Source organism: Methylibium sp. Root1272 (assembly GCF_001425905.1).
In the GTDB taxonomy this organism is placed as follows: Bacteria; Pseudomonadota; Gammaproteobacteria; order Burkholderiales; family Burkholderiaceae_C; genus Methylibium.
This window is the reverse complement of the sequence record NZ_LMDY01000003.1, coordinates 12402-35327: the sequence shown is the minus strand read 5'-3', so window position 1 is coordinate 35327 and position 22926 is coordinate 12402. Positions and strand designations below refer to the sequence as shown.

The 22926-nt window shown below is 67.3% G+C and carries 18 protein-coding genes; 13 read left to right on the top strand and 5 right to left on the bottom strand.

The window, feature by feature from the left end; translation table 11 throughout:
- Positions 1–14: 14 nt before the first annotated feature.
- Together ASC67_RS04265 and ASC67_RS04260 are read right to left on the bottom strand one after the other, a co-directional pair.
- Positions 15–944, bottom strand: coding sequence for a hypothetical protein (locus ASC67_RS04265; RefSeq protein ID WP_056315492.1), 930 nt, complete (start codon positions 942–944; stop codon positions 15–17).
- A 36-nt stretch (positions 945–980) separates the two neighbouring features.
- Positions 981–1874 (bottom strand): TraB/GumN family protein, encoded by an 894-nt coding sequence (locus tag ASC67_RS04260; RefSeq protein WP_056315490.1) that lies wholly within the window; start codon positions 1872–1874, stop codon positions 981–983.
- A 106-nt stretch (positions 1875–1980) separates the two neighbouring features.
- On the opposite strand from ASC67_RS04260, the gene ASC67_RS04255 reads away from it, so the two are divergent.
- Positions 1981–3237 carry a lipoprotein-releasing ABC transporter permease subunit gene (locus ASC67_RS04255; RefSeq protein ID WP_056315488.1) on the top strand — a complete coding sequence of 419 codons (1257 nt, stop codon included), beginning with the start codon at positions 1981–1983 and terminating at the stop codon, positions 3235–3237.
- Complete coding sequence (locus tag ASC67_RS04250) at positions 3230–3931, top strand: ABC transporter ATP-binding protein (protein ID WP_056315486.1); 702 nt, start codon at positions 3230–3232, stop codon at positions 3929–3931. Before ASC67_RS04255 ends, ASC67_RS04250 begins: the two co-directional genes overlap by 8 nt.
- Before the next feature lie 69 nt (positions 3932–4000).
- On the opposite strand, the gene ASC67_RS04245 is transcribed toward ASC67_RS04250, so the two are convergent.
- A complete protein-coding gene (locus tag ASC67_RS04245) occupies positions 4001–4318 on the bottom strand; it encodes a hypothetical protein (protein ID WP_056315484.1) in 318 nt (105 codons plus the stop codon).
- Between the two features lie 17 nt (positions 4319–4335).
- Between ASC67_RS04245 and ASC67_RS04240 the strand changes: the two genes are divergently transcribed.
- The 3 genes from ASC67_RS04240 (at position 4336) to argJ (ending at position 9566) form a co-directional block, all read left to right on the top strand.
- Positions 4336–5334, top strand: a complete 999-nt coding sequence (locus tag ASC67_RS04240; protein ID WP_056315482.1) for a M23 family metallopeptidase — start codon at positions 4336–4338, stop codon at positions 5332–5334.
- 223 nt (positions 5335–5557) lie between these two features.
- Entirely contained in the window at positions 5558–8314 is a 2757-nt protein-coding gene (gene secA / locus ASC67_RS04235; protein WP_056315480.1) for a preprotein translocase subunit SecA, read from the top strand.
- 22 nt (positions 8315–8336) lie between these two features.
- A complete protein-coding gene (gene argJ / locus ASC67_RS04230; protein WP_056315477.1) occupies positions 8337–9566 on the top strand; it encodes a bifunctional glutamate N-acetyltransferase/amino-acid acetyltransferase ArgJ in 1230 nt (409 codons plus the stop codon).
- Here the strand turns inward: argJ and ASC67_RS04225 are convergent.
- The gene (locus tag ASC67_RS04225) at positions 9554–11212 is read right to left on the bottom strand and encodes an ATP-binding protein (RefSeq protein WP_056315475.1); all 1659 of its coding nucleotides are present in this window, start codon (positions 11210–11212) and stop codon (positions 9554–9556) included. The genes argJ and ASC67_RS04225 overlap by 13 nt on opposite strands.
- Positions 11213–11323: 111 nt before the next feature.
- Positions 11324–12064: a glycerophosphodiester phosphodiesterase gene (gene ugpQ, locus ASC67_RS04220; protein WP_056315473.1), complete on the bottom strand. Its 741-nt coding sequence runs from the start codon at positions 12062–12064 to the stop codon at positions 11324–11326.
- A gap of 121 nt (positions 12065–12185) precedes the next feature.
- Between ugpQ and ASC67_RS04215 the strand changes: the two genes are divergently transcribed.
- The 8 genes from ASC67_RS04215 (at position 12186) to ASC67_RS04180 (ending at position 22874) form a co-directional block, all read left to right on the top strand.
- A complete protein-coding gene (locus tag ASC67_RS04215) occupies positions 12186–16100 on the top strand; it encodes a DUF3683 domain-containing protein (RefSeq protein ID WP_056315471.1) in 3915 nt (1304 codons plus the stop codon).
- A gap of 50 nt (positions 16101–16150) precedes the next feature.
- The gene (locus tag ASC67_RS04210; protein WP_235566218.1) at positions 16151–16552 is read left to right on the top strand and encodes an HIT family protein; all 402 of its coding nucleotides are present in this window, start codon (positions 16151–16153) and stop codon (positions 16550–16552) included.
- 31 nt (positions 16553–16583) lie between these two features.
- Positions 16584–17000: a gamma-butyrobetaine hydroxylase-like domain-containing protein gene (locus ASC67_RS04205; RefSeq protein WP_056315468.1), complete on the top strand. Its 417-nt coding sequence runs from the start codon at positions 16584–16586 to the stop codon at positions 16998–17000.
- Positions 17001–17010: 10 nt separating this feature from the next.
- Positions 17011–17742, top strand: a complete 732-nt coding sequence (ubiE, locus tag ASC67_RS04200; protein ID WP_056315466.1) for a bifunctional demethylmenaquinone methyltransferase/2-methoxy-6-polyprenyl-1,4-benzoquinol methylase UbiE — start codon at positions 17011–17013, stop codon at positions 17740–17742.
- A gap of 346 nt (positions 17743–18088) precedes the next feature.
- Complete coding sequence (gene epsE / locus ASC67_RS04195; protein WP_235566217.1) at positions 18089–18982, top strand: polysaccharide export protein EpsE; 894 nt, start codon at positions 18089–18091, stop codon at positions 18980–18982.
- A 10-nt stretch (positions 18983–18992) separates the two neighbouring features.
- On the top strand, positions 18993–20426 hold the full coding sequence (epsF, locus tag ASC67_RS04190) for a chain length determinant protein EpsF (RefSeq protein WP_056315461.1): 1434 nt from the start codon (positions 18993–18995) through the stop codon (positions 20424–20426).
- Positions 20427–20481: 55 nt separating this feature from the next.
- On the top strand, positions 20482–21351 hold the full coding sequence (locus ASC67_RS04185) for a polysaccharide biosynthesis tyrosine autokinase (RefSeq protein ID WP_235566216.1): 870 nt from the start codon (positions 20482–20484) through the stop codon (positions 21349–21351).
- A gap of 26 nt (positions 21352–21377) precedes the next feature.
- Positions 21378–22874: a hypothetical protein gene (locus ASC67_RS04180; RefSeq protein ID WP_156466654.1), complete on the top strand. Its 1497-nt coding sequence runs from the start codon at positions 21378–21380 to the stop codon at positions 22872–22874.
- Positions 22875–22926: the final 52 nt, after the last annotated feature.

The window sequence follows — 22926 nt, the reverse complement described above, 5'->3', positions numbered from 1 at the left end:
GCGTCGGGGTCTGTTCAGAGCGCGGCCATCAGCCGGGCCGCCTGCGGTCTTTGGAAGCGACTGCGCAGCGCCGCCACGAAGCCGCGCGGCTGCAGCACGAAGTCCTGCGCATGCCGTTCGCCGCACAGGCTGAGCCGCAGCGCGGCGCCTTGTCGAGCCTGCACCAGCGCCTCGCGCAGCGGGCCGTCGTCCAGCGCGCGCCAGGCCTCGGCCCAGGCGGCCCAGTCCTCGCGCAGCGCCGGCGCGCGCAGCGCGTCCAGCACCCGGGGTGCCGCGTGGCGCTCCGCCTGCGGCACGCCGCAGCCGCTGAGCCAGAAGCTGTTCAACGCCTCGCGGCCGGCCGCCTCGCGGGCGTCGTTCAGCGCGTGCGTGTAGAGCAGCATCTGCACCTCGTTCTGCAGCCGCTTCACGAAGCGGGCGGCCGGGTGCTCGGGCATCCACAGGTCGGGGTTGCGGCCGATCACGCGGTCGAGCGACGCGGTCGGCAGGTCGGCCAGGGTCTCGTGCGCGACGTACCAGCGCGTCGGCGCGCCCCAGGCGCACAGCCAGCCTTCGCTCTCGAACAGCGGTCGCACCGCGTCGAACGCGGCGCGCGACTCGGCCGCGTCGAGCGCCAGCGCCTCGGGGTCGTCCATCGTCAGGTGCTCGCGGCCGATCTGCCAGTGCACCGGGCTCAGCAGGCCCCAGGCCAGGTCGCCGGTGTCCAGACCGTCGACCGCGGCGGCTCGGGCCGCCCAGGGCAGGGCGCCGTCGGCTCCCTGCCAGCCCAGTGCGCGGGCGAGCACCCGCTCATGCGGCGGCGAGAGCTGGTATTCGTCGCCCTCGTTGCGGTCGGCGGCCGTGAGCCGGGCCAGCAATGCATCGAGCACGGGCAGCGCGAGGTCGCTCAACGCCTGCTGGCCGACCTCGGACAGGGGGGCGGCGAACGGGATCACGAGGTGCATGCCGGGATTATCCGGGCCGACTCGGTACCGCTCGGCTCAGGGGCGCTGCAGCTCGATGCGCTGCACGCGCCAGCCGGCCCGCTCGAGCAGCGCCAGCACGCCCTGCTCGCCATGCAGGTGCAGGGCGCCGATGGCGACGAAGGCACCGCCGCGCTCCAGGCGGGGCCGCATGCGCTCGACCATGCGGGCGCTGCGGCGGACCAGGATCTGCTCGAACAGGTCGCCGAAGGCGGGACCTAGCGAGGGCTCGTCCTGCAGTGCGAGTTCCTCGTTCTGCAGCATGCCGTCGAGGTCTTCCTCGAGATAGCGCGCGAGCAGCGTGTCGATGGCGGCGACGGCTTCATCATGGCGCCGCGCCTGCACCTCCAGCAGCGCCAGCATGTGCCCGGTCTGCACGGCCGCGATCGAGGCGATCTGTTCCCGCGCCGTCTCGAGCGGCACGACGGCGATTCCACGCTGCCGAGCGATGCGCTGCAGTGCGGCGTCGACGATCTCGCCCTGTGGCCGCGGCGGCTGCGACAGCGTCAGGTAGGCGGCCCAGGGCGTCAGCCGCTCGGTGGCGGCGACCGGCAGGCCATAGCGTTCGGAGAGCCGCGACGCCACGCGCTCGAAGCGCTCCGGCCCGGCGAGCGTGCGCAGGCTGCGACCCGGTGGCAACCGGGCGGCCGCCTCGAACGCGCTGCGGCTGTCGGCGTCGTCGAGCATCTCCACCAGCAGGGCGCGCGATGCGGCCAGGGCCGCGTCGACCTGCGGGCTGAAGGCCGTGGCGCGGGCGTCGTCGAGGTGGATGGTGCCGTAGACGTGACTCGCCGGCCTGCCGTCTCGCTCGACGCGCCACAGCAGGCCCCGTTCGAACGGCGTGGCGACCGCAGCGCCGGCGGCGAGCACCAGCAGGCTCACCAGGGCGGCGGCAAGTCGGCGCAGCGGCATGTCGGAACTCCTTCGTCTTTGCGGGTGCGAGGGCGGCCAGCCTAACGTGCGGTGGCGATTCTTGCCGCCGCGAGGCCGGATCGCCTCGGGTAGCATCCCGCTGCTCATGCACTGGCCCTACGAACTCACCATCGGCTGGCGCTACACCCGCGCCGGCCGCAGCGGGCGGCGCAACGGCTTCATCTCCTTCATCTCCGGCGTGTCGATGCTCGGCATCGCGCTCGGGGTGGCGGCATTGATCATCGTGCTGTCGGTGATGAACGGCTTCCAGAAGGAGGTGCGCGACCGCATGCTGAGTGTCATCGCGCACGTGGAGATCTTCGAAGCCGGCGGCAATGCGCTGCCCGACTGGCGCGCCACCGCTGCGGCGGCGCGCGGCAACCCCGAGGTGCTGGGCGCGGCGCCCTTCATCGCCACCCAGGCGCTGATCGCGCGCGGCGAGGACATGCGCGGCGCCATCGTGCGCGGCATCGATCCGGCCGAGGAAGCGAACGTGACGCCGCTGGCCGCGCAATCCAGGGACGGCGCCTTCGCCGGCCTGAAGCCGGGCGCCTGGGGCATCGTGCTCGGCGGCGAACTGGCGCGCACGCTGGGCGTGAAGGTGGGCGACCCGGTGACGCTGGTCACGCCCAACGGCCAGGTCACGCCGGCCGGCGTGGTGCCGCGGCTCAAGCAGATGACGGTGGTGGGCACCTTCAACGCCGGCCACTACGAGTACGACAGCGGCCTGGCGCTGATGCACATCGACGATGCGGCGCGGCTGTTCCGCGTGGACGGGCCTACCGGCGTGCAGCTCAGGCTGCGCGACCAGCAGCAGGCGCGGCGCGTCGGCTTCGAGCTGGCGGAGCAGCTCGGCCCCACGGTGAGCGTGCGCGACTGGACCCGCACCAACCGCAACTGGTTCGACGCCGTGCAGCTCGAGAAGCGCATGATGTTCATCATCCTCACGCTGATCGTCGCGGTGGCGGCCTTCAACCTGGTCAGCACGCTGGTGATGACGGTGACCGACAAGCAGGCCGACATCGCGATCCTGCGCACGTTGGGCGCCAGCCCGCGCTCGATCATGGGGATCTTCATGGTTCAGGGCGCGGCGTCGGGCGTGATCGGCACCTGTGCGGGCCTGGCGCTGGGGCTGCTGGTGTCGCTCAACATCGACGTTATCGTGCCTGCGCTGGAGCGGCTGTTCAACGCGAGCTTCCTGCCCGGCAGCATCTACCTGATCAGTCGCATGCCGAGCGATCCGCAGTCGGCCGACATCGTGCCGATCGGCCTGGTGTCGTTGCTGCTCGCCTTCGTCGCGACGATCTACCCCAGCTGGCGCGCGAGCCGCGTGCAGCCGGCCCAGGCCCTGCGCTATGAATGAGCCGGGGGCGGGGCCGGGCAGCGCCGCCGTGCTGCAGGCGCGCGGTCTGCACAAGCGCTTCACCGAGGGCGGGCTCGACGTGGCGGTGCTGCGCGGCGTGGACCTGCAGGTGGCGCGCGGCGAGACGCTCGCGGTGGTGGGTGCCTCGGGCTCGGGCAAGAGCACCCTGCTGCACCTGCTCGGCGGGCTCGACTCGCCGAGCGCCGGCAGCGTGCAGCTGATGGGCCGCGACTTCGCCGCGATGGACGCGGCCGCCCAAGGTGCCTGGCGCAACCGGCAGCTCGGCTTCATCTACCAGTTCCACCACCTGCTGCCCGAGTTCAGCGCGCTCGACAACGTGGCCATGCCGCTGCTGATCCGACGCCTGCCGCGCGAGGCGGCGCACGCCGAGGCGCGCGCCATGCTCTCGGCCGTGGGCCTGGCCGCCCGTACTGCTCACCGGCCATCCGAGCTGTCGGGCGGCGAGCGCCAGCGTGTGGCGGTGGCCCGGGCGTTGGTCACGCGGCCGGCCTGCGTGCTGGCCGACGAGCCCACCGGCAACCTCGACCGCGCCACCGCCGACGGCGTGTTCGCGCTGATGCTCGATCTGGCGCACGCCCAGGGCACCGCCTACGTGATGGTGACGCACGACGACGCGCTGGCCGCGCGCTGCCACCGGCGCGTGCGGCTCGACCGCGGCACGCTGCAGGCCTGAGTTCACAGGCTGTTGCACAGTCGGCGGCCGACGCCGGCCCGGGCGTGCACTGGTACCGCCCGCACCGGATCAGCTCGATTGAACCCGGATGCGGATCGCGCTACCCTTCCAGCCCTGCTGCTGCAGCGCGGCCTCGAAACGGGGCAGCAACTGCCGCAACTTGGCCGCCACGGCCGTGTTGCCCGCAAGCAGCGCCCAGCCTTGTTCGTCCACGGGGCCCGGCCGCACCTGAGCGGCCAGCGCCGCGGGCAGCAGCGGGCGGATCACGTCGAAACGCGCGTTCGATTCGCGCAAGAGGGCCTGCAGCCGAACGAGCGGCTCCGACTGCGCCAGCGCATCGCCGATCGGCAACGCGATGGGCAGGCTGGAGTTGGGATGCAGGGCCATGAGATGAAGGAGACCGTATGCAGATCATAGTGACCCATGGCCGCTACGCGCGCACCCGCGTGCTCGACCTGCCGGCCTGGAAGCTCGCGATCGTGGGAACCTTCCTCGTAGGACTGCTGCTGGCGCTGTCGGGTGCCATTTATCACTTCGTGTTCCTGAAGGCGGCGCGCGAGGGCTGGCCGGTGGTCAGCCAGGTGGTCAAGCTGGTGGTGCGCGACGAGATCGCGCAGCGCGACCGGTTCATGCGAGAGAACCTCGACGCCATGGCCTCGAAGGTCGGCGAGATGCAGGCCAAGCTGATGAAGCTGGAAACCATGGGCGAGCGCGTCTCGGGGCTGGCCGGCCTGAAACCCGAAGACTTCCGCGGCCTCGACCGTCCGGCCGCGCCAGTGCCCGCCGGCGCGGCCGTCGGCGGCGGGCGGGGCGGGCCTTACGTGCCGATCGAATCGCCGTCGCTGGTGCAGCTGAACCAGGCGATTGCCGCGTTGGACGAAGGGGCCGACCGCCACGGTGACGTGTTCACACTGGTCGAGTCGCGCCTGCTCGAGACGCGCCTGCGGGCGCTGATGGTGCCCAGCTCGGCCCCGGTCGACGGGCCGGTGGGTTCGGGCTTCGGCTTCCGGACCGACCCCTTCACCGGGCGCGGTGCGCTCCACACCGGCCTCGATTTCCCGGCCGAGACCGGCACCGCCATCCTGGCGGCGGCGGGCGGCGTGGTGCTGAGCGCCGAGACCCACCCCGCCTATGGCCGCACGGTCGAACTCGATCACGGCAACGGCCTCGTGACGCGGTATGCCCACGCGGCCCGGCTGCTGGTGGCGCCAGGGGACCTGATCCGCCGCGGCCAGAAGATCGCCGAGGTCGGTAGTACCGGCCGCTCGACCGGGCCGCACCTGCATTTCGAGGTGCTGGTCGATGGTGCACCGCAAGATCCGGCGAAGTTCCTGGCGCAGGCTTCCAGGCTGCCTGCGGGGAACGTCGCGCGGGCCGCGAACCGCGCGCCGGAGGCCCGCTGACACGACGGCCCGGAAGCCCCGCCGCGAGGGTCGGGCTTGCCGGGCCGGGTGGTAGAGTTCTGAGCTGAGTGCGGCGCCGAACGGGCGCCGCTCTTGTATTCCGGAGCGCCATCCGCAGTTGCTTGCAAGCCTGTGGCCGCACCGTGGCGTGGTGTGATGGCCCGGCGGTTGCTGTGCAAGCCACGTGGCGGGCCGCTTCACCCCTCATCGACCGATTCCCCGCATGTTGCCCAAGCTTCTCACCTCGATTTTCGGCAGCCGCAACGAACGGCTCCTCAAGCAGTACCGGCGCGTGGTCGACCAGATCAACGCCCTCGAGCCGCAGTTCGAGCAACTCGGGGATGACGAGTTGCGGGCCAAGACCGAGGCCTTCAAGCAGCGCGTGACCGACGGCGAGACGCTCGACCAGCTGCTTCCCGAGGCCTTTGCCGTCGTGCGCGAGGGCAGCAAGCGGGCGCTGAAGATGCGCCATTTCGACGTGCAGCTGATCGGCGGGATGACGCTGCACAACGGCAAGATCGGCGAGATGCGCACCGGCGAAGGCAAGACGCTGATGGCGACGTTGCCGGTCTACCTGAATGCTCTGGCCGGCAACGGCGTGCACGTGGTGACGGTCAACGACTACCTCGCGCGCCGCGACGCCGAGTGGATGGGCCGTCTGTACAACTTCCTCGGGCTGACGGTCGGGGTCAACGGTCCGCAGATGACGCGCGAGGCCAAGCAGGCCGCCTACGCCGCCGATGTCACCTACGGCACCAACAACGAGTTCGGGTTCGACTATCTGCGCGACAACATGGTCACCGAGGTCGCCGATCGGGTGCAGCGCTCGCTGAACTTCGCGATCGTCGACGAGGTCGACTCGATCCTGATCGACGAGGCGCGCACGCCGCTGATCATCAGCGGCCAGGCCGAGGACCAGACTGAGCTCTATCTGCGCATCAACGCGGTGGCGCCGCTGTTGAAGAAGCAGATCGGCGAAGCCGACCCGCGCACCGGCGAAGGCGTCATCGAGGCCGGCGACTTCACGGCCGACGAGAAGACCCACCAGGTGGTGCTGACCGAGGCGGGCCACGAGCATGCCGAGGCACTGCTCGCACAGGCCGGCCTGCTGGCCGAGGGGGCGAGCCTCTACGACGCCGCCAACATCACGCTGATGCACCACCTGTACGCGGCGCTGCGCGCGCGGCACCTTTACCACCGCGACCAGCACTACGTGGTTCAGGATGGCGAGGTCGTCATCGTCGACGAGTTCACCGGCCGCCTGATGACCGGTCGGCGCTGGAGCGACGGCCTGCACCAGGCGGTCGAGGCCAAGGAAGGCGTGCAGATCCAGGCCGAGAACCAGACGCTGGCGTCGATCACCTTCCAGAACTACTTCCGCATGTACGGCAAGCTCGCCGGCATGACCGGCACCGCCGACACCGAGGCCTACGAGTTCCAGGAGATCTACGGCCTCGAGACCGTGGTGATCCCGCCGAACAAGCCCACGCAGCGCCGCGACGAGCTCGATCTGGTCTACAAGACCTCGCGCGAGCGTTACGAGGCGGTCGTGAAGGACATCCAGGACTGCTACGAGCGTGGCCAGCCGGTGCTGGTGGGCACCACGTCGATCGAGAACTCCGAGCTGATCTCGCAGCTGCTCGAGAAGTACAAGCTCCCGCACGAGGTGCTCAACGCCAAGCAGCACGCCCGAGAGGCCGAGATCATCGCCCAGGCCGGCCGGCCGAAGGCGGTGACCATCGCCACCAACATGGCCGGCCGCGGCACCGACATCGTGCTGGGCGGCAACGTCGAGAAGCAGGTGCAGTTCATCGAGGCCGACGATGCGATCCCGGCCGACGACAAGCTGCGCCGCATCCAGCAGCTCAAGGACGAGTGGGCCGGCCTGCACGAGCAGGTCAAGGCGGCCGGAGGCCTGCGCATCGTCGCCACCGAGCGCCACGAGTCGCGCCGTATCGACAACCAGCTGCGCGGCCGCTCGGGCCGCCAGGGCGACCCGGGCGCCTCGCGCTTCTATCTGTCGCTCGAGGATCCGCTGATGCGCATCTTCGCCGGCGACCGCGTCAAGGCCATCATGGAGCGCCTGAAGATGCCCGATGGCGAGGCCATCGAGGCCGGCATTGTCTCGCGCAGCATCGAGGGCGCGCAGCGCAAGGTCGAGGCGCGCAACTTCGACATCCGCAAGCAACTTCTCGAGTACGACGACGTCTCGAACGACCAGCGCAAGGTGATCTACCAGCAGCGCAACGACATCCTCGAATCGAAGGAACTCACCGCCCAGATCGCGCACCTGCGTCGCGGCGCGATGACCGACGTGGTGCGCACCTTCGTGCCGGTCGAGAGCGTCGAGGAGCAGTGGGACATCCCCGGTCTCGAGAAGGTGCTGCGCGACGAATGGCAGCTCGACGTGCCGATCGCCGCCCAGGTCGAGAAGAGCGACGCGATCACCGACGAGGACCTGGTCGAGGTGGTCGCCAAGACCGCCGACGAGACCTATGCCGGCAAGGTGGCGCTGGTCGGCGAGGAGCAGTTCACCGGCTTCGAGCGCGCGGTGCTGCTGCAATCGATCGACACGCACTGGCGCGAGCATCTGGCGGCGCTCGACTACCTGCGCCAGGGCATCCACCTGCGCGGCTATGCCCAGAAGAACCCGAAGCAGGAGTACAAGCGCGAGGCCTTCGAGCTGTTCTCGACCTTGCTCGATACGGTGAAGCTGGACGTCACCCGATTGCTGATGACAGTGCGCATCCGCAGCACCGAGGAGGTCACGCAGGCGGCCGAGGCGCTGGAGGAGAAGGCCGAAGCCATCAGCAACCTCACCTACACGCATCCCACCGAAGACGGCGGCGTGGCCGTCGAGGCCGATCCGGCCACCGCGGTGGCGAACCGCATGGCCGATGTGCCGCGGGCCGGCCGCAATGACCCCTGCCCTTGCGGCAGCGGCAAGAAGTACAAGCAGTGCCACGGCCGATTGGCCTGAGCACAGAGATCCGGAGAGCCCCATGCCCGTGAACCTCGCTGCCCCGAATCCTGCCGACCTGCACCCCGTGCCGGGAGTCGAGATCGGCATCACGATGGCCGGCGTGCGCAAGGCCGGCCGGCGCGACCTCAGCGTGTTCAGGCTGGCCGAGGGTTCGGCGGTGGCGGCGGTGTTCACGCAGAACCGCTTCTGCGCCGCACCGGTGCAGCTGTGCCGCAAGCACCTGGAGGCCGGCGTCGGAGTGAGGGCGCTCGTCATCAACACTGGCAACGCGAACGCCGGTACCGGCGAAGACGGGCTGGTGCGCGCGTTCTCCACCTGCGTGGCGCTGGCCCGCCGGCTCGACATCGCGCCGGAGCAGGTGCTGCCATTCTCGACCGGCGTGATCATGGAGACGCTGCCCACCGATCGCATCGAGGCCGGGCTGCCGGCCGCACTGGCCGACTGCCGGACCGACAACTGGCCGGCCGCCGCGGAGGCCATCATGACCACCGACACCCTTGCCAAGGCGGCGTCGCGTCAGCTGCAGATCGGCGGCCGGACGGTGACGGTGACCGGCATCGCCAAGGGCGCCGGGATGATCCGCCCCAACATGGCGACGATGCTCGGCTTCGTGGCGACCGACGCGAACGTGGCGCCGCGCGTGCTGCAGGCGCTGGTGCGCGAGGCGGCAGACCGTTCCTTCAACCGCATCACCGTCGACGGCGACACGTCCACCAACGACAGCTTCGTGCTGATCGCTTCGCGCCAGGCCGCGCACGCCGAGATCACGGCGCTGGAGTCGCCCGAAGGTGCTGCGCTGCGCGAGGCGGTGATCGCGGTGTCGCAGCAGCTCGCGCAGGCGATCGTGCGCGACGGCGAGGGCGCGACGAAGTTCATCACGGTGCGCGTCGACGGCGGCCGCACGAAGGAGGAATGCCGGCTGGTCGCCTACGCGATCGCGCACTCGCCGCTGGTGAAGACGGCCTTCTTCGCGAGCGACCCCAATCTGGGCCGCATCCTCGCCGCCGTGGGCTATGCCGGTATCGCCGATCTCGACCAGTCTTTGATCGACCTCTACCTCGACGACGTGCACGTCGCGACGAAGGGCGGCCGCCATGCCGCCTACCAGGAGGCCGACGGCCAGCGCGTGATGAAGCAGAGCGAGATCACCGTCCGGGTCGATCTGCACCGCGGCGCAGCCCACGCCACCGTGTGGACCTGCGACCTCTCGCACGACTACGTGACGATCAACGCCGACTACCGCAGCTGAGCGGTCGCGCGGCATGGGTGCGAGCCCTCCGGTCTCTTGAACAGTCCCTGGCCGCGCCCCATCGGCAGCGCGAAGTAGAAGGTCGCGCCGCGGTCCTTCTCGGACTCGGCCCAGAGCCGCCCGCCCATCCGGTGGATCGCGCGGCGCACGATCGCCAGCCCGATGCCGGTGCCCGCGAATTCGACGTCGCCATGCAGGTGCTGGAATGGCTCGAACAGGTGTTCGGCCGCTGCCATGTCGAAGCCGATGCCGTTGTCGCGGACCTGGCAGACGAACTGGCCGTCTGCCGTCGGAGCGCCGTGCAGATCGATCAGCGCGTCTTCGCGCCGGAGGGTGTATTTCCAGGCGTTCGACAGCAGGTTCTCCAGCACGACGCGCAACAGGCCCAGATCGCCCACGACCTTCAGGCTGGTGGCGATGCGCACCGTCACGCCGGCCCGTGGACTCTGCTCGCGCAGCACGCCGACGATCTCGTGCGCCAGTTGCCCGACGTCGATCGTGCGGTTCTGTATGTCGCCGTGGCCGACATGGGCCAGCTTGATGAGGTCGTCGATCAGCACTTCCATGCGCCGCGCGGACTTGCCGATGCGGTCCAGGAAGTTCTGCCCTTCCGCATCGAGCTGCGAACGGTGGTGGTCGGCGAGCAGGCCGCCGTAACCGCTGATGGCCCGCAGCGGGGCCCGCAGGTCGTGCGCGACGCTGTAGGAAAAGGCTTCCAGCCCCGCATTGGCCTCGCGCAGCGCGGTGGTCCGCTCCTGCACCCGCCGCTCCAGCTCCTGCAGCGTCTGCACGTTCTCGATCGCGACCGAGGTGGTGTCGGCCAGCGCCTGCAGCAGCGACACCTCGTCGGTGCTCGGCTGGTGAGGCCGCGCCCAGTAGTTCCCGATCGCGCCGATCGGCGACTCGCTGCGGATCGGCACCATCGCCATGCTGCGTACGAAGGTCGGGCGGTAGGCGTCGACGGGCACGCGCGGATCCTGGTAGATGTCGGGGATGACGGCGGGTGTGCGCTCGAGCATGACCCAGCCGCTGACGCAGGCCGACATCGGAAAGCGCTGCCCCTTCCACAACGGCTCGATCGCGTCCTCGTCGGCGTAGTGGCACAGATCGCCGTCGCGCAGGATGAAGGTGGCGCCGTCGGCCGAGGTCAGCTCGCGGGCACCATGCCGCACGATGGCCATGATCTGTTCCACGCTGCGCGCCAGCGACAGCTGCTTGACGATGTCGACCAGCAAGGCCATGCCCTGCGCGCGCCGCGCCAACCGGTCGCGGTCCGCCCGCACCCGCAGGTGCTGCAGCGTCGATGCCAGCCGCCACAATTGGCTCTTGGGCACGAAGTCGGCCGCGCCGGCCGCCAGCGACTGCTGCGCGCGCTGTTCGTCCGCGTGGCCGCTGACGAAGATGAAAGTCGACCCTGGTTGCCGTTCGCCGGCCAGTTGCAGTGCCCGCAGGCCATCGAGGCCGGGCACTTCGCTGTCGCTGAGGATCGCGTCGAAGCGGCGCTCGCCCAGCGCTCGCTCATAGTCGGCCGCCGTCGCCACGCGCTGCCATTCGGCGTGCACGCCCAGATCTTGCACGGCGCGGCACAACAGATCGGCGTCGAGCGCGTCGTCTTCGAGGTGCAGCAGATGCAGAAGAGATTCCATCGGGGAGCGTCCCTTGCGTTCGTCCTGGGTCAGTCTCGATGATGCCGTGACTCGCGCGGTTGCCCACCCCCAAGCCCGTGCAGGGGTCTGGCGCCCGGATCGCGATGCCGCTCAGTCCGGCGCGAAGCGATCGACGGCGTCGGTGATCAGTCCATCGATGCCGGCCGCTTGCAAGCGCCGGGCCTCGGCCGCGCGGTTGACCGTGTAGGACAGCACACGCAGGCCGGCCTCGTGGGCCCGGGTAATAGCCGCGACGTCGAGCGCTCCGCAGTGAACGACGACGGCGGCACAGCCGAGATCGCGCGCCGTGTCCAGCCAGCCCGGGGTCAGGCGCTCCAGCAGCAAGGCTCGGGGCAGGGACTCGACCGCCGCGCGCGCCGCTTCCAGCGAGGCGCACTCGAAGGAGCTCAGCAGCGGTGGTGTGAGGTCGGCCCACAGACGGGCCACTTCGCGGGCGACCACGGCACCGGTGCGTGCGGCCTGGCCGGGGCCGGGCTTGAGCTCCAGGTTGAGCAGCAGGCCGCTGTGGCGGGCGTGGTCGGCCAGCGCCTCCAGCGTCGGCAGGCGTTCGCCGCGAAATCGCGGGCCGTGCCAGGCGCCGGCGTCCAGGCCGGCCAGCGCCGACCAGGCGTGCTCGGCCGCCACGCCGCGCCCGTCGGTCGTGCGCTCGAGCGTCGCGTCGTGCAGCAGGAAGGGCTGTTCGTCGGCGCTGAGCGTGACGTCGCACTCGGCCATGCGATAGCCGAGCACCTGGCCGGCGCGGAAGGCGGCCAGCGTGTTCTCCGGTGCCAGCTTGCCGGCACCGCGGTGGGCGATCCAGAACGGGTAGGGCCAAGGCGGCAGGGTGTGCATCCGACCATGGTAGCCAGCGTCTCGCGGCTGGCGCTCGGCAAGACCGCGAAGGCAGCGCCCTTGCTGCGCTGCGATAGCATTCGGGCCCAGACGCGACTTGTCGTCGTCGGCTGGTGTGAACATGAATGCACCGCTCCCCCTCCACAGCATGATCCCGGCTGCCACCGGCCCCGCCGCGCGGCTGCGCGAGATTCCCTACAACTACACCTCGTTCTCCGACCGCGAGATCGTGCTGCGCCTGCTGGGGACGCGCGCCTGGGAGATCCTCGACCGGCTGCGTGCCGAGCGCCAGACCGGCCGGTCGGCGCGCATGCTCTACGAGGTGCTGGGCGATGTGTGGGTGGTGCAGCGCAACCCCTATCTGCAGGACGACCTGCTCGACAACCCCAAGCGGCGTCGGCTGCTCGTCGAGGCGCTCCACCATCGGCTGGGCGAGATCGACAAGCGCCGCGCGGCGGGGACCGACGCCGCGGCGGCGCAGCGAGACGCAGCCGTGGGCGAGTTGCTGGTGGCAGCGCGCGAGGCGGTGCAACGCTTCTCGCTGGGCTTCGACACGGTGGCCGAACTGCGCCGCCGCGCCTTGCGCAAGCTGGGGCGGCACACGGCCCGGGACAACATCAAGTTCGACGGCCTGTCGCGCGTATCGCACGTGACCGACGCGACCGACTGGCGGGTCGAGTACCCGTTCGTCGTGCTGACGCCCGACACCGAGGCCGAGATGGCCGCGCTGGTGAAGGGCTGCATCGATCTGGGCCTGACGATCATCCCGCGCGGCGGCGGCACCGGCTACACCGGCGGCGCGGTGCCGCTGACCTGGAAGAGCGCCGTCATCAACACCGAGAAGCTCGAGGCGATGAGCGAGGTCGAGTGGGTGTCGCTACCGGGGCTGGCCCAGCCCGTGCCGACGGTGTGGACCGAGGCCGGCGTCGTGACCCAGCGCGTCGCCGACGCCGCCGAGCGTGCCGGCCAGGTGTTCGCGGTCGACCCGACCTCGGCCGAGGCGAGCTGCATCGGCGGCAACATCGCAATGAATGCCGGCGGCAAGAAGGCCGTGCTGTGGGGCACCGCGCTCGACAACCTGGCCTCGTGGCGCATGGTGACGCCTGACGCGCAGTGGCTCGAGGTGGTGCGCCTGAACCACAACCTCGGCAAGATCCACGACGCCGAGCTGGCGAGCTTCGAGCTGCGCTACTTCGAGGCCGACGGCAAGACGCCGGTGCGCACCGAGCGGCTCGACGTGCCCGGTCCGAGCTTCCGCAAGGAAGGCCTGGGCAAGGACGTGACCGACAAGTTCCTTGCCGGGTTGCCGGGCATTCAGAAGGAAGGCTGCGACGGGCTGATCACCAGCGCGCGCTGGATCGTGCACAAGATGCCGGCCCACACGCGCACGGTGTGCCTGGAGTTCTTCGGCAACGCCAAGGATGCGGTGCCGAGCATCGTCGAGATCAAGGACTTCATGTTCGCCGAGCAGCGGGCCGGCGGCGCGATCCTCGCAGGGCTCGAGCACCTGGACGACCGCTACCTGAAGGCGGTCGGCTACGCCACCAAGAGCAAGCGCGGCGGCCTGCCGAAGATGGTGCTGGTGGGTGACATCGCCGGCGAGGACGCCGACACCGTGGCGCGCGCCGCGAGCGAGGTGGTGCGCATCGCCAACTCGCGCCACGGCGAGGGCTTCGTCGCAGTGAGCGCCGACGCGCGCAAGAAGTTCTGGCTCGACCGCAAGCGCACCGCGGCGATCAGCAAGCACACCAACGCCTTCAAGATCAACGAGGACGTGGTGATCCCGCTGCCGCGCATGGGCGAATACACCGAGGGCATCGAGCGCATCAACGTCGAGCTGTCACTGCGCAACAAGCTTCAGCTGCTGGACGCGCTGGAGGCCTTCTTCGAGCAGGGCGAGCTGCCGCTCGGCAAGACCGACGACGCCAGCGACATCCCGAGCGCCGAGCTGCTGGAAGACCGCGTGCAGCAGGCCTTGACGCTGCTGCGCGAGGTGCGTGCGCTGTGGCAGGGCTGGCTGCAGGGGCTGGACGCGGCGCCGGCGGATGGCGGGCCCAGCCTGTTCGCGCAGTTGCAGGACCACAGCCTGCGCGCCTCGTGGAAGACGCAGGTGAGGGCGCCGCTGCAGGCGCTGTTCAGCGGCGGCGCGTTCGCGGCGGTGCTCGACGAATGCAGCCGCATCCACCAGGAGGTGCTGCGCGGCCGCGTCTGGGTGGCGCTGCACATGCACGCCGGCGACGGCAACGTGCACACGAACATCCCGGTCAACAGCGACAACTACGAGATGCTGCAGACCGCGCACGAGGCGGTGGGCCGCATCATGGCGCTGGCGCGGCGGCTCGACGGCGTGATCTCCGGCGAGCACGGCATCGGCATCACCAAGCTCGAGTTCCTGAGCGACGCCGAGATTGCCGACTTCACCGCCTACAAGCAGCGCGTCGATCCGCAGGGGCGCTTCAACAAGGGCAAGCTGCTGCGCGGCGCGGCGCTGCAGGGTCTGGGCGACGACGTGATGGCGGCTGATCTGAGCCACGCCTACACGCCGAGCTTCGGGCTGATGGGCCACGAGTCGCTGATCATGCAGCAGAGCGACATCGGGGCGATCGCCGATTCGGTGAAGGACTGCCTGCGCTGCGGCAAGTGCAAGCCGGTGTGCGCGACCCACGTGCCGCGCGCCAACCTGCTGTACAGCCCGCGCAACAAGATCCTCGCGACTTCGCTGCTGGTCGAGGCCTTTCTCTACGAGGAGCAGACGCGCCGCGGCATCAGCATCAAGCACTGGCAGGAGTTCGAGGACGTGGCCGACCACTGCACGGTCTGCCACAAGTGCCTGTCGCCCTGCCCGGTGAAGATCGACTTCGGCGACGTGTCGATGAACATGCGCAACCTGCTGCGCAAGATGGGTCAGAAGAGCTTCCGCCCCGGCAACGCCGCGGCGATGCTGTTCCTGAACGCGAAGAACCCCGACACGATCAAGCTGATGCGTTCGGCGATGGTGGATGTGGGCTTCAAGGCCCAGCGCCTGGCCAACGACCTGCTGCGCCGGCTGGCGAGGCGGCAGACCGCGGCGCCGCCGGCGACGGTGGGTGCGGCGCCCATCAAGGCGCAGGTGATCCACTTCATCAACAAGAAGATGCCGGGCGGGCTGCCGAAGAAGACCGCGCGGGCGCTGCTCGACATCGAGGATGCCGACTACGTGCCGATCATCCGCGACCCGCAGGCCACCACGGCCGACAGCGAGGCGGTGTTCTATTTCCCCGGCTGTGGCTCCGAGCGGCTGTTCTCACAGGTCGGGCTGGCGACCCAGGCGATGCTCTGGCACGCCGGCGTGCAGACCGTGCTGCCGCCGGGCTACCTGTGCTGCGGCTATCCGCAGCGCGGCAGCGGCCAGTACGACAAGGCCGAGAAGATCATCACCGACAACCGGGTGCTGTTCCACCGCGTCGCCAACACACTGAACTACCTGGACATCAAGACGGTGGTGGTCAGCTGCGGCACCTGCTACGACCAGTTGCAGGGCTACCAGTTCGACAAGATCTTCCCGGGCTGCCGCATCATCGACATCCACGAGTTCCTGCTGGAGAAGGGCATCCGGCTCGATGGCGCCGGCGGCTACCTGTACCACGACCCCTGCCATAGCCCGATGAAACTGCAGGAGCCGATGAAGACCGTGAAGGCGCTGATGGGCGATCAGGTGCGCGAGAGCAAGCGCTGTTGTGGCGAGAGCGGCACGCTCGGTGTGACGCGGCCCGACATCTCCACGCAGATCCGCTTTCGCAAGGAAGAGGAGCTTCGTCGCGACGAGGTGGCGCTGCGCGCCACGGGCAGCGTGGGCGCTGACGGCCCGGTGAAGATCCTCACGTCCTGCCCGAGCTGCCTGCAGGGCCTGAGCCGCTACGGCAACGATCTGAACAACGGCTTGCTCGAGGCCGACTACATCGTGGTCGAGATGGCGCGCAGGATCCTGGGCGAGGAATGGCTGCCCGCCTACGTCGAGCGGGCGAACGCCGGCGGCATCGAGCGGGTGCTGGTGTGACCGGGTCGTGCCGGCCCGGATGCGAGCTGTGCGAGCAGCCAGGCGGGATCGTGGTGCACGAGGGGCCCGTCTGGCGGGTGGTCCGCGTTGTCGACGCGGGCTTTCCCGGCTTCTACCGGGTGATCTGCCAGGATCACGTCGCCGAGTTCAGTGACCTGAGCGCCGACCAGCGCCGGCGCGGCATGGACCTGGTGGTGACCGTCGAGCAGGTGCTGAGGGATCTGCTGCGGCCGACCAAGATCAATCTGGCGAGCTTGGGCAACGTCGTGCCGCACCTGCACTGGCATGTCATCGCCCGCTTCGACTGGGACAGCCATTTCCCCCAACCGGTCTGGGGGCTTGCGCAGCGGGCCGTCGATCCGCCACCCGAACAGCGGCTGTCGGTGAGCCTGGCGGCTCTCGACGCGCGCATGACCGCGGTTCTGGGCGCGCTGGCCGCGCCCGAGGACTAAACTTTGCCGGAACTCTAGCGACGACGACGACATGGCTGGCCTCACCCCCGATACCCCGACCCCGACCGCCCTCACGGTGCACCAACAGTCGAGGGTGCTCGAGATCGCGTTCTCCGACGGCGCCCAGTTCCGTCTGCCGTTCGAACTGCTGCGCGTGTACTCGCCTTCGGCCGAGGTCCAGGGCCATGGCCCGGGCCAGGAGGTGCTGCAGACGGGCAAGCGCAACGTCGACATCGTGGAACTGGAGCCGGTCGGCAACTATGCCGTCCAGCCCACGTTCTCGGATGGACACAACTCGGGCCTCTTCGCCTGGGACTACCTCTACCACCTGGGCAGCCGGCAAGCGCAACTCTGGCAGGCGTATGAGGCACGGCTCGCTGCCGCCGGCGTCGACCGGGATGCCCCGATGATCGAGGCCGGCGGTTCGGCCTGCGGCCACCATCACTGAGGGCGACTTCATGGGCAGCACGCACTTCGGCTTTCAGAACGTCGACGAGAACGAGAAGGCTGGTCGCGTGCGTGGCGTGTTCGATGCGGTCGCATCGAAGTACGACGTGATGAACGATCTGATGTCGCTGGGCCTGCACCGGGCCTGGAAGGCCTACACCGTGGCCGTCGCGAATGTGCGTGAAGGCGACCGAGTGCTCGACATCGCGGGGGGGACCGGTGACCTGGCGCGCGCGTTCTCGCGGCGCGTCGGCTCCCGCGGCGTGGTCGTGCACACCGACATCAACGAAGCGATGCTGCGCACCGGCCGCGACCGGCTGGTCGACGAAGGGATCGTCCTGCCGACCACGATCTGCGACGCCGAGCACCTGCCCTTCGCGAGCGGCAGCTTCGACGTGGTCAGTGTGGCCTTCGGTCTGCGCAACATGACCCACAAGGAACTGGCGCTCGCGGAGATGGCCCGAGTGCTCAAGCCGGGCGGGCGCCTGCTGGTGCTGGAATTCTCGAAGGTGGCCAAACCGCTGGAGAAGGCCTACGACTGGTACTCGTTCCAAGTGCTGCCGCGTCTGGGGAAGTGGGTCGCAAACGACGCGGACAGCTACCGCTACCTCGCCGAGTCGATCCGGATGCACCCCGATCAGGCGACGTTGAAGGGCCTGATGCGCGCAGCCGGCTTCGGCCACGTCGATATCCACAACATGGCGGGGGGCGTCGTAGCCCTGCATGCCGGTATTCGTTGTTGACGTGCGAATGATCGGAGCAGGTGCTCACTGGTAAGCATCGTGAGGATTTCACAGGCCCCCTGTCGTCTATCTGGCGGCCCCCGGTATTGGGTGGACAGCCCATCAGGACCGACAGGTACACTCGTTTGGAGTTTTTCGATGAGGGTTCTTGCACTCGGCAAATGAACAAAATCGTCGGAGACAGCGAATGCAGCCGGCATGGGTACACGCGCATGATTTGGCCCAGAATTTTGCTTGGTCTCAGTGATTTTGGCGTCGCGCGACGTTGAGTTCGAACGGCAAGAGGCATCAAGACCACCGGGTAGTGTTGCGTCCCATCCAGCATCGGCGCATCTATCTAGGGTGTATGGGGTTCGTGACCTTGCATGCAGAGCAAGTTTGTTGGTTACCAATGGAAATCGGGGTTGAAGTGATGAGAGTGTTTCGACAGTGTTTCCTTGGCTTGCTCGTTGCTCTTGGCGCCCTGAGCGTGATGTCCACGGCGAGCGCGCAAGGAGCGACTCAGCCAGTCCGGAACGAGTATGTCCTCGGATCCGGTGATGTCATTCGTGTGACGGTCTACCAGAATCCCGATCTCACGCTCGAGACCAGGGTGTCGGAGGCCGGCGTGATCTCCTATCCTCTGTTGGGATCGGTCAAGGCCGGCGGATTGAGCGTGACTCAGATCGAGAACCGCATCGCCGAGGGACTGCGGACCGGCAATTTCGTGAAACAACCGCAGGTGACTGTGCTTGTGGTGCAAGTGCGCGGCAACCAAGTGTCGGTATTGGGCCAAGTCAACAAGCCGGGGCGATACCCCCTGGAGGTCGCCGATTCGAAGCTCAGCGACGTACTTGCGGTGGCTGGCGGTATCGCGCCTACAGGCGCCGATGTCGTGACGGTTGTCGGAACACGGGGGGGGCAGCCATTCCGTGCCGAGATCGATCTGGCGCGATCGGTCGGACAGGCCCGTGCCAACGGCGACATCCAAATCGTGAACGGCGACGTCGTCTGGATCGATCGAGCGCCCACGGTCTATATCTACGGTGAAGTACAGCGCGCAGGGGCGTTCCGGCTCGAGCGTGGCATGACCGTCATGCAAGCGCTGGCCACCGGCGGTGGCCTGACGTTGCGGGGTACGGAAAAGGGCTTGCGCGTGCATCGCCGTGGAGCCGACGGGAAAGTCCAGATATTGCAGCCGCAGATGGACGAGGCGCTTCGCGATGGCGACGTTGTCTACGTGAAAGAAAGTCTCTTCTGAAGGAAAAATCGTGACCCTGGCTCATTTCTTGAGCGTGCTGCGCGCGCGCTGGGCGGTTTGCATGTTGGTCTTGGGCCTGACGTTGGTGACGACGATCGTCGTCAGCGTCTTGTTGCCGAAGCAATATGTCGCGACTGCAGCGGTGGTTGTCGAGTTTCGCCCCGATCCGGTGGGTGGTGCGATGAACCAGTATCTGCCGCCCGTGGCTTACATGGCCACTCAAACAGACATCCTGAAAAGCAGCAAGGTGACCGAGCGGGTCATCAAGGAACTGCAACTGAGCAGCAACCCGCAATTGCGGGCTGATTGGCAAGAGGCGTCTGGCGGTGAGGGTTCGATCGACTCATGGTTGGTCGAAGCGCTGCAGAAGAACTTGACGGTCACACCTTCGAGAGAATCCAGCGTGATCAACGTGTCGTACGCTGCGACGGATCCGAAGGTGGCGGCAGACATGGCGAACTCGTTCGTGAAGTCCTATGTGGATACCTCCCTGGACATGCGGACGAATCCAGCGAAAAACTACACCGGATTTTTTGAGTCTCGCTCTAAGGAATTGCGAGATGCGCTCGATCAATCGCGGGCGAAGTTGTCTGACTTTCAGAGGGAAAAGGGTATTACTGCGAACGACGAGCGATTCGATATCGAGAACGCACGTCTGAGCGAACTGTCGTCGCAGTTGGTGATGGTGCAGGCAATGTCGGCTGAATCCAGCAGCCGGTCAACGCAGGCGGGCAGCACCTCTGCCGATCGTCTCCAGGAGGTGCTCACCAACCCGGTCATTGGGGGGTTGAAGTCGGATCTGTCTCGAGCGGAAGCCAGGCTGAAGGAACTGAATTCACGGTTGGGTGACAACCATCCTCAAGTGGTCGAGGCCAAGGCCAGCATCAATGAGGTGCGCGCTAGGTTGGATGCCGAGACACGGCGGGTGACCGGTGGGGTCGGCGTTGCGAATACCATCAATCGCCAACGTGAAGCGGAACTGCGCGCAGCGCTCGAAATGCAGCGGAGTCGTGTCATCAAATTGAAGGCGCAACGCGAAGAAAGTGCCGTCTTGCAAAGAGATGTCGATGCGGCACAAAAGGCCTACGAATCCGTGGTCGGGCGCCTCAATCAATCCAGTCTGGAGAGTCAGACGACACAGAGCAACATCCTTGCGCTGTCGGAAGCAGTCCCACCATCGAAGCCTACCTCGCCGAAACTGCTGTTGAATATCGCTCTGGCCATTTTCTTCGGATCATTCTTGGCCATCGGGGCCGCCATGGCGATGGAATCCGCAGATCGTCGACTCCGTATCAATCAAGATATTGTTGAAATGATTGGCCTTCCGGTTTTGGGGGTATTGCCTGCCCCAAATCGTAGAGCCCTCGACCACGGCAGAAGTCGCATGCCGTTGTTGTCCAGCGCGCGGAACGTCAAAGCACTGAACTCTGCGGGTAGCAACTGACATGGCGAAGTTTCAAGATTCGAGGCGCCATGAGCACGGCGTATCTCCGTCAACCATGCCGACGATCGTCGAATCGAAGGGGCCACCGATACACGACAGATTGATTGGAGACATCATCCGAGAGCTCCGCAATCTTTCTGCGGACGAAGTCGAGCGTGTCCTGAGCTACCAGCGCGAGCATGGCGGCCGGTTCGGCGATGCTGCTGTTGCGTTGGGGCTGGCGAGTTCAGACGATGTGCTGTTCGCCTTGTCGCAGCAATTTCACTATCCCTATGCCCCTGAAGAACAACGGAACATCAGTTCCGAACTGGTCGCTCTTCACCAGCCGTTTTCCTATCAAGCTGAATCATTCCGCGGGATTCGCAGCCAGTTGATGATGCGCCTGTTCTCGGGTGATCAGCCGCGGCACTCGCTGGCTGTGGTGAGCCCGGAGCACGGCGATGGAAAGACGTTCTTTGCTGCCAATTTGGCGGTCATGCTCGCGCAACTCGGAGGGCGGACGCTGTTGGTCGATGCGGATCTGCGCAACCCACGGCTGCACTCGGTATTCGGTTTGCAGAATGCGGTCGGCTTGTCCGGGGTCTTGGCGGGGCGGGCCGAGCCACAGGTGATTCAGCAGGTCATGACGATCCCGAGTCTCTTCGTCATGACGGTCGGCGTCACGCCACCCAATCCGCTCGAACTGATCGAGCGGCCCGCGTTTGCGTTGCTCATGCGGGAGTTGACCAGCAAGTTCGATCATGTGCTCGTCGATACGCCAGCCGCGGTGTACGGCTCGGATGGAGCGGTCATCGCCTCGAAGTGCGGCGCGGCGCTGGTCGTGGCGCGCAAGAACGAATCGAAGATGGACTATCTGGAAGAATTGGTCGAGGTGCTGAAGGAGGGCGGCGCCAAGATCGCGGGCGTGGTCGTCAACGACTACTGATTCCAGATCGCAGCCGGATGATCGCCATGAGTTCCGCCGGCAAGTTGGGCAAATCGCTCGTGCTCGTGTTGAGTGCGTCGCTGCTCTTGTTGGCCGTCGCAAGCGGCGTGCTGGCAGCCAACGGGACCTTGATTTCCCAGCTGATGCTGGCGGGGTTGATCGGGGGGGCGCTGATGATGCTCCTCCCACTTCCCGCGTTCTTCAGCCTGATCGTGGTCGTGACCTTCCTCATCCAGGGGACGACTTCGTATTTTCTGCGTTTTCAGCCGATCGCCTGGTTGCCCTACCTGTTGTGTGCGTTGGCGCTGGTTCGCGTTTCCCTGAGGATTCGGCAGCACGACGACAGGTTCCGACTCGGCGGTGCCGATGCCTGGACTGCCTCCGTCAGGGAGCCAGCGATCGTGTGCGTGGTCCTATACATGATCACGATCCTCTTCGCCATCACGATCAATACGCCGCCAATTTCACAGGTCGTCGTTGGGTTGAAGAATGCGTTGCCGATCTGGGTCGCCGCGCTCATCGTCCTGCGCTGTGGTGGGTCGAGCGAGTTCCGCGACCTGTTCTGGCGCTTGCTGTCGATCGTCTTCTTCATCCAAGTGCCGCTGGTGCTTTACCAGCACTTCGTCATCGTCCCGGCACGCCCCGATGTCACGACGGCCTTCGATGCTGTTGTGGGGAGCTTCGGCGGCTTGATCGAGGCCGGCGGTGCGAACTCGACGCTCGTGCTCTTTGCGTTGCTCGTGATGGGGTACGAATTGGCCCGTTTTGCACGCGGCTCGAAGAATTTTTCCAGACTGCTCCTCTTTTGGGGCGTCGGCCTGGTCATCATTTTCTCCGGGGAAGTGAAGGCGGCGTTCCTCTGGATTCCGATGACCGTTGTCTTCGTGCTGCGCAAGAAGATCCTCAGCAGCGCTGTGGCCTTGTTTGCGACGGTGGCGGTAGTCTCGGTCGTGATGATGGGGATGTTCGTCGCGTACAGCGCGATGTACTGGTCGAAGGCGCCGGACCGAGCATCCGGCGACATGGTCGAGCGCATGGCCTATTTCTTCGATCCCTACAACGTCGATCCGCAGACGGGCGAAGTCAGTCGCGGTGCGTCGATCGGTTTCTGGGTGAACGATGCCTACACGGATACGCCACGTCGTCTCGCTGGCTATGGCGTCGGCTCTTCACGAGTGTCGACGACCGGAGGGTTGGGTGAGGTGGCCGTTCGTTTCGTGCCTTTCAAGATCGCGGCGACCGGAATCGCGATGTTGCTCTGGGATGCCGGCCTGATCGGGCTTTTCGCGTTCGTCGGGATCGTGGTCTTCGGGTTGATCGCGAGCATCAAGGCGGCCAGAAGTCCCGGTATCAGTTCCATCGAGGCAGCGCGCCTCGATGCGCTTTCTGTCTATTTTCTGATCGCCTTGACTCTGCTTTTTTACAATACCTCGCTTCTCGAGGATCCTTCCACTCAACTCTTGCTGGCCATTGCCGTGGGCTATGTGTGTGCGACCCGATCGCGCCTCAGGGCCGGCAGTTGAGTCTTCGATTCCGCTTCGGCCCGATGGGCCGCTCTGATGGAATTTTCTTCAT

Excerpts from the sequence above, each read along its gene's own strand:
- ASC67_RS04265 (WP_056315492.1), bottom strand. The coding sequence starts at position 944 with ATGCACCTCGTGATCCCGTTCGCCGCCCCCCTGTCCGAGGTCGGCCAG.
- ASC67_RS04260 (WP_056315490.1), bottom strand. The coding sequence starts at position 1,874 with ATGCCGCTGCGCCGACTTGCCGCCGCCCTGGTGAGCCTGCTGGTGCTC.
- ASC67_RS04255 (WP_056315488.1), top strand. The coding sequence starts at position 1,981 with ATGCACTGGCCCTACGAACTCACCATCGGCTGGCGCTACACCCGCGCC.
- ASC67_RS04250 (WP_056315486.1), top strand. The coding sequence starts at position 3,230 with ATGAATGAGCCGGGGGCGGGGCCGGGCAGCGCCGCCGTGCTGCAGGCG.
- ASC67_RS04245 (WP_056315484.1), bottom strand. The coding sequence starts at position 4,318 with ATGGCCCTGCATCCCAACTCCAGCCTGCCCATCGCGTTGCCGATCGGC.
- ASC67_RS04240 (WP_056315482.1), top strand. The coding sequence starts at position 4,336 with ATGCAGATCATAGTGACCCATGGCCGCTACGCGCGCACCCGCGTGCTC.
- secA (WP_056315480.1), top strand. The coding sequence starts at position 5,558 with ATGTTGCCCAAGCTTCTCACCTCGATTTTCGGCAGCCGCAACGAACGG.
- argJ (WP_056315477.1), top strand. The coding sequence starts at position 8,337 with ATGCCCGTGAACCTCGCTGCCCCGAATCCTGCCGACCTGCACCCCGTG.
- ASC67_RS04225 (WP_056315475.1), bottom strand. The coding sequence starts at position 11,212 with ATGGAATCTCTTCTGCATCTGCTGCACCTCGAAGACGACGCGCTCGAC.
- ugpQ (WP_056315473.1), bottom strand. The coding sequence starts at position 12,064 with ATGCACACCCTGCCGCCTTGGCCCTACCCGTTCTGGATCGCCCACCGC.
- ASC67_RS04215 (WP_056315471.1), top strand. The coding sequence starts at position 12,186 with ATGAATGCACCGCTCCCCCTCCACAGCATGATCCCGGCTGCCACCGGC.
- ASC67_RS04205 (WP_056315468.1), top strand. The coding sequence starts at position 16,584 with ATGGCTGGCCTCACCCCCGATACCCCGACCCCGACCGCCCTCACGGTG.
- ubiE (WP_056315466.1), top strand. The coding sequence starts at position 17,011 with ATGGGCAGCACGCACTTCGGCTTTCAGAACGTCGACGAGAACGAGAAG.
- epsE (WP_235566217.1), top strand. The coding sequence starts at position 18,089 with ATGGGGTTCGTGACCTTGCATGCAGAGCAAGTTTGTTGGTTACCAATG.
- ASC67_RS04185 (WP_235566216.1), top strand. The coding sequence starts at position 20,482 with ATGCCGACGATCGTCGAATCGAAGGGGCCACCGATACACGACAGATTG.
- ASC67_RS04180 (WP_156466654.1), top strand. The coding sequence starts at position 21,378 with ATGAGTTCCGCCGGCAAGTTGGGCAAATCGCTCGTGCTCGTGTTGAGT.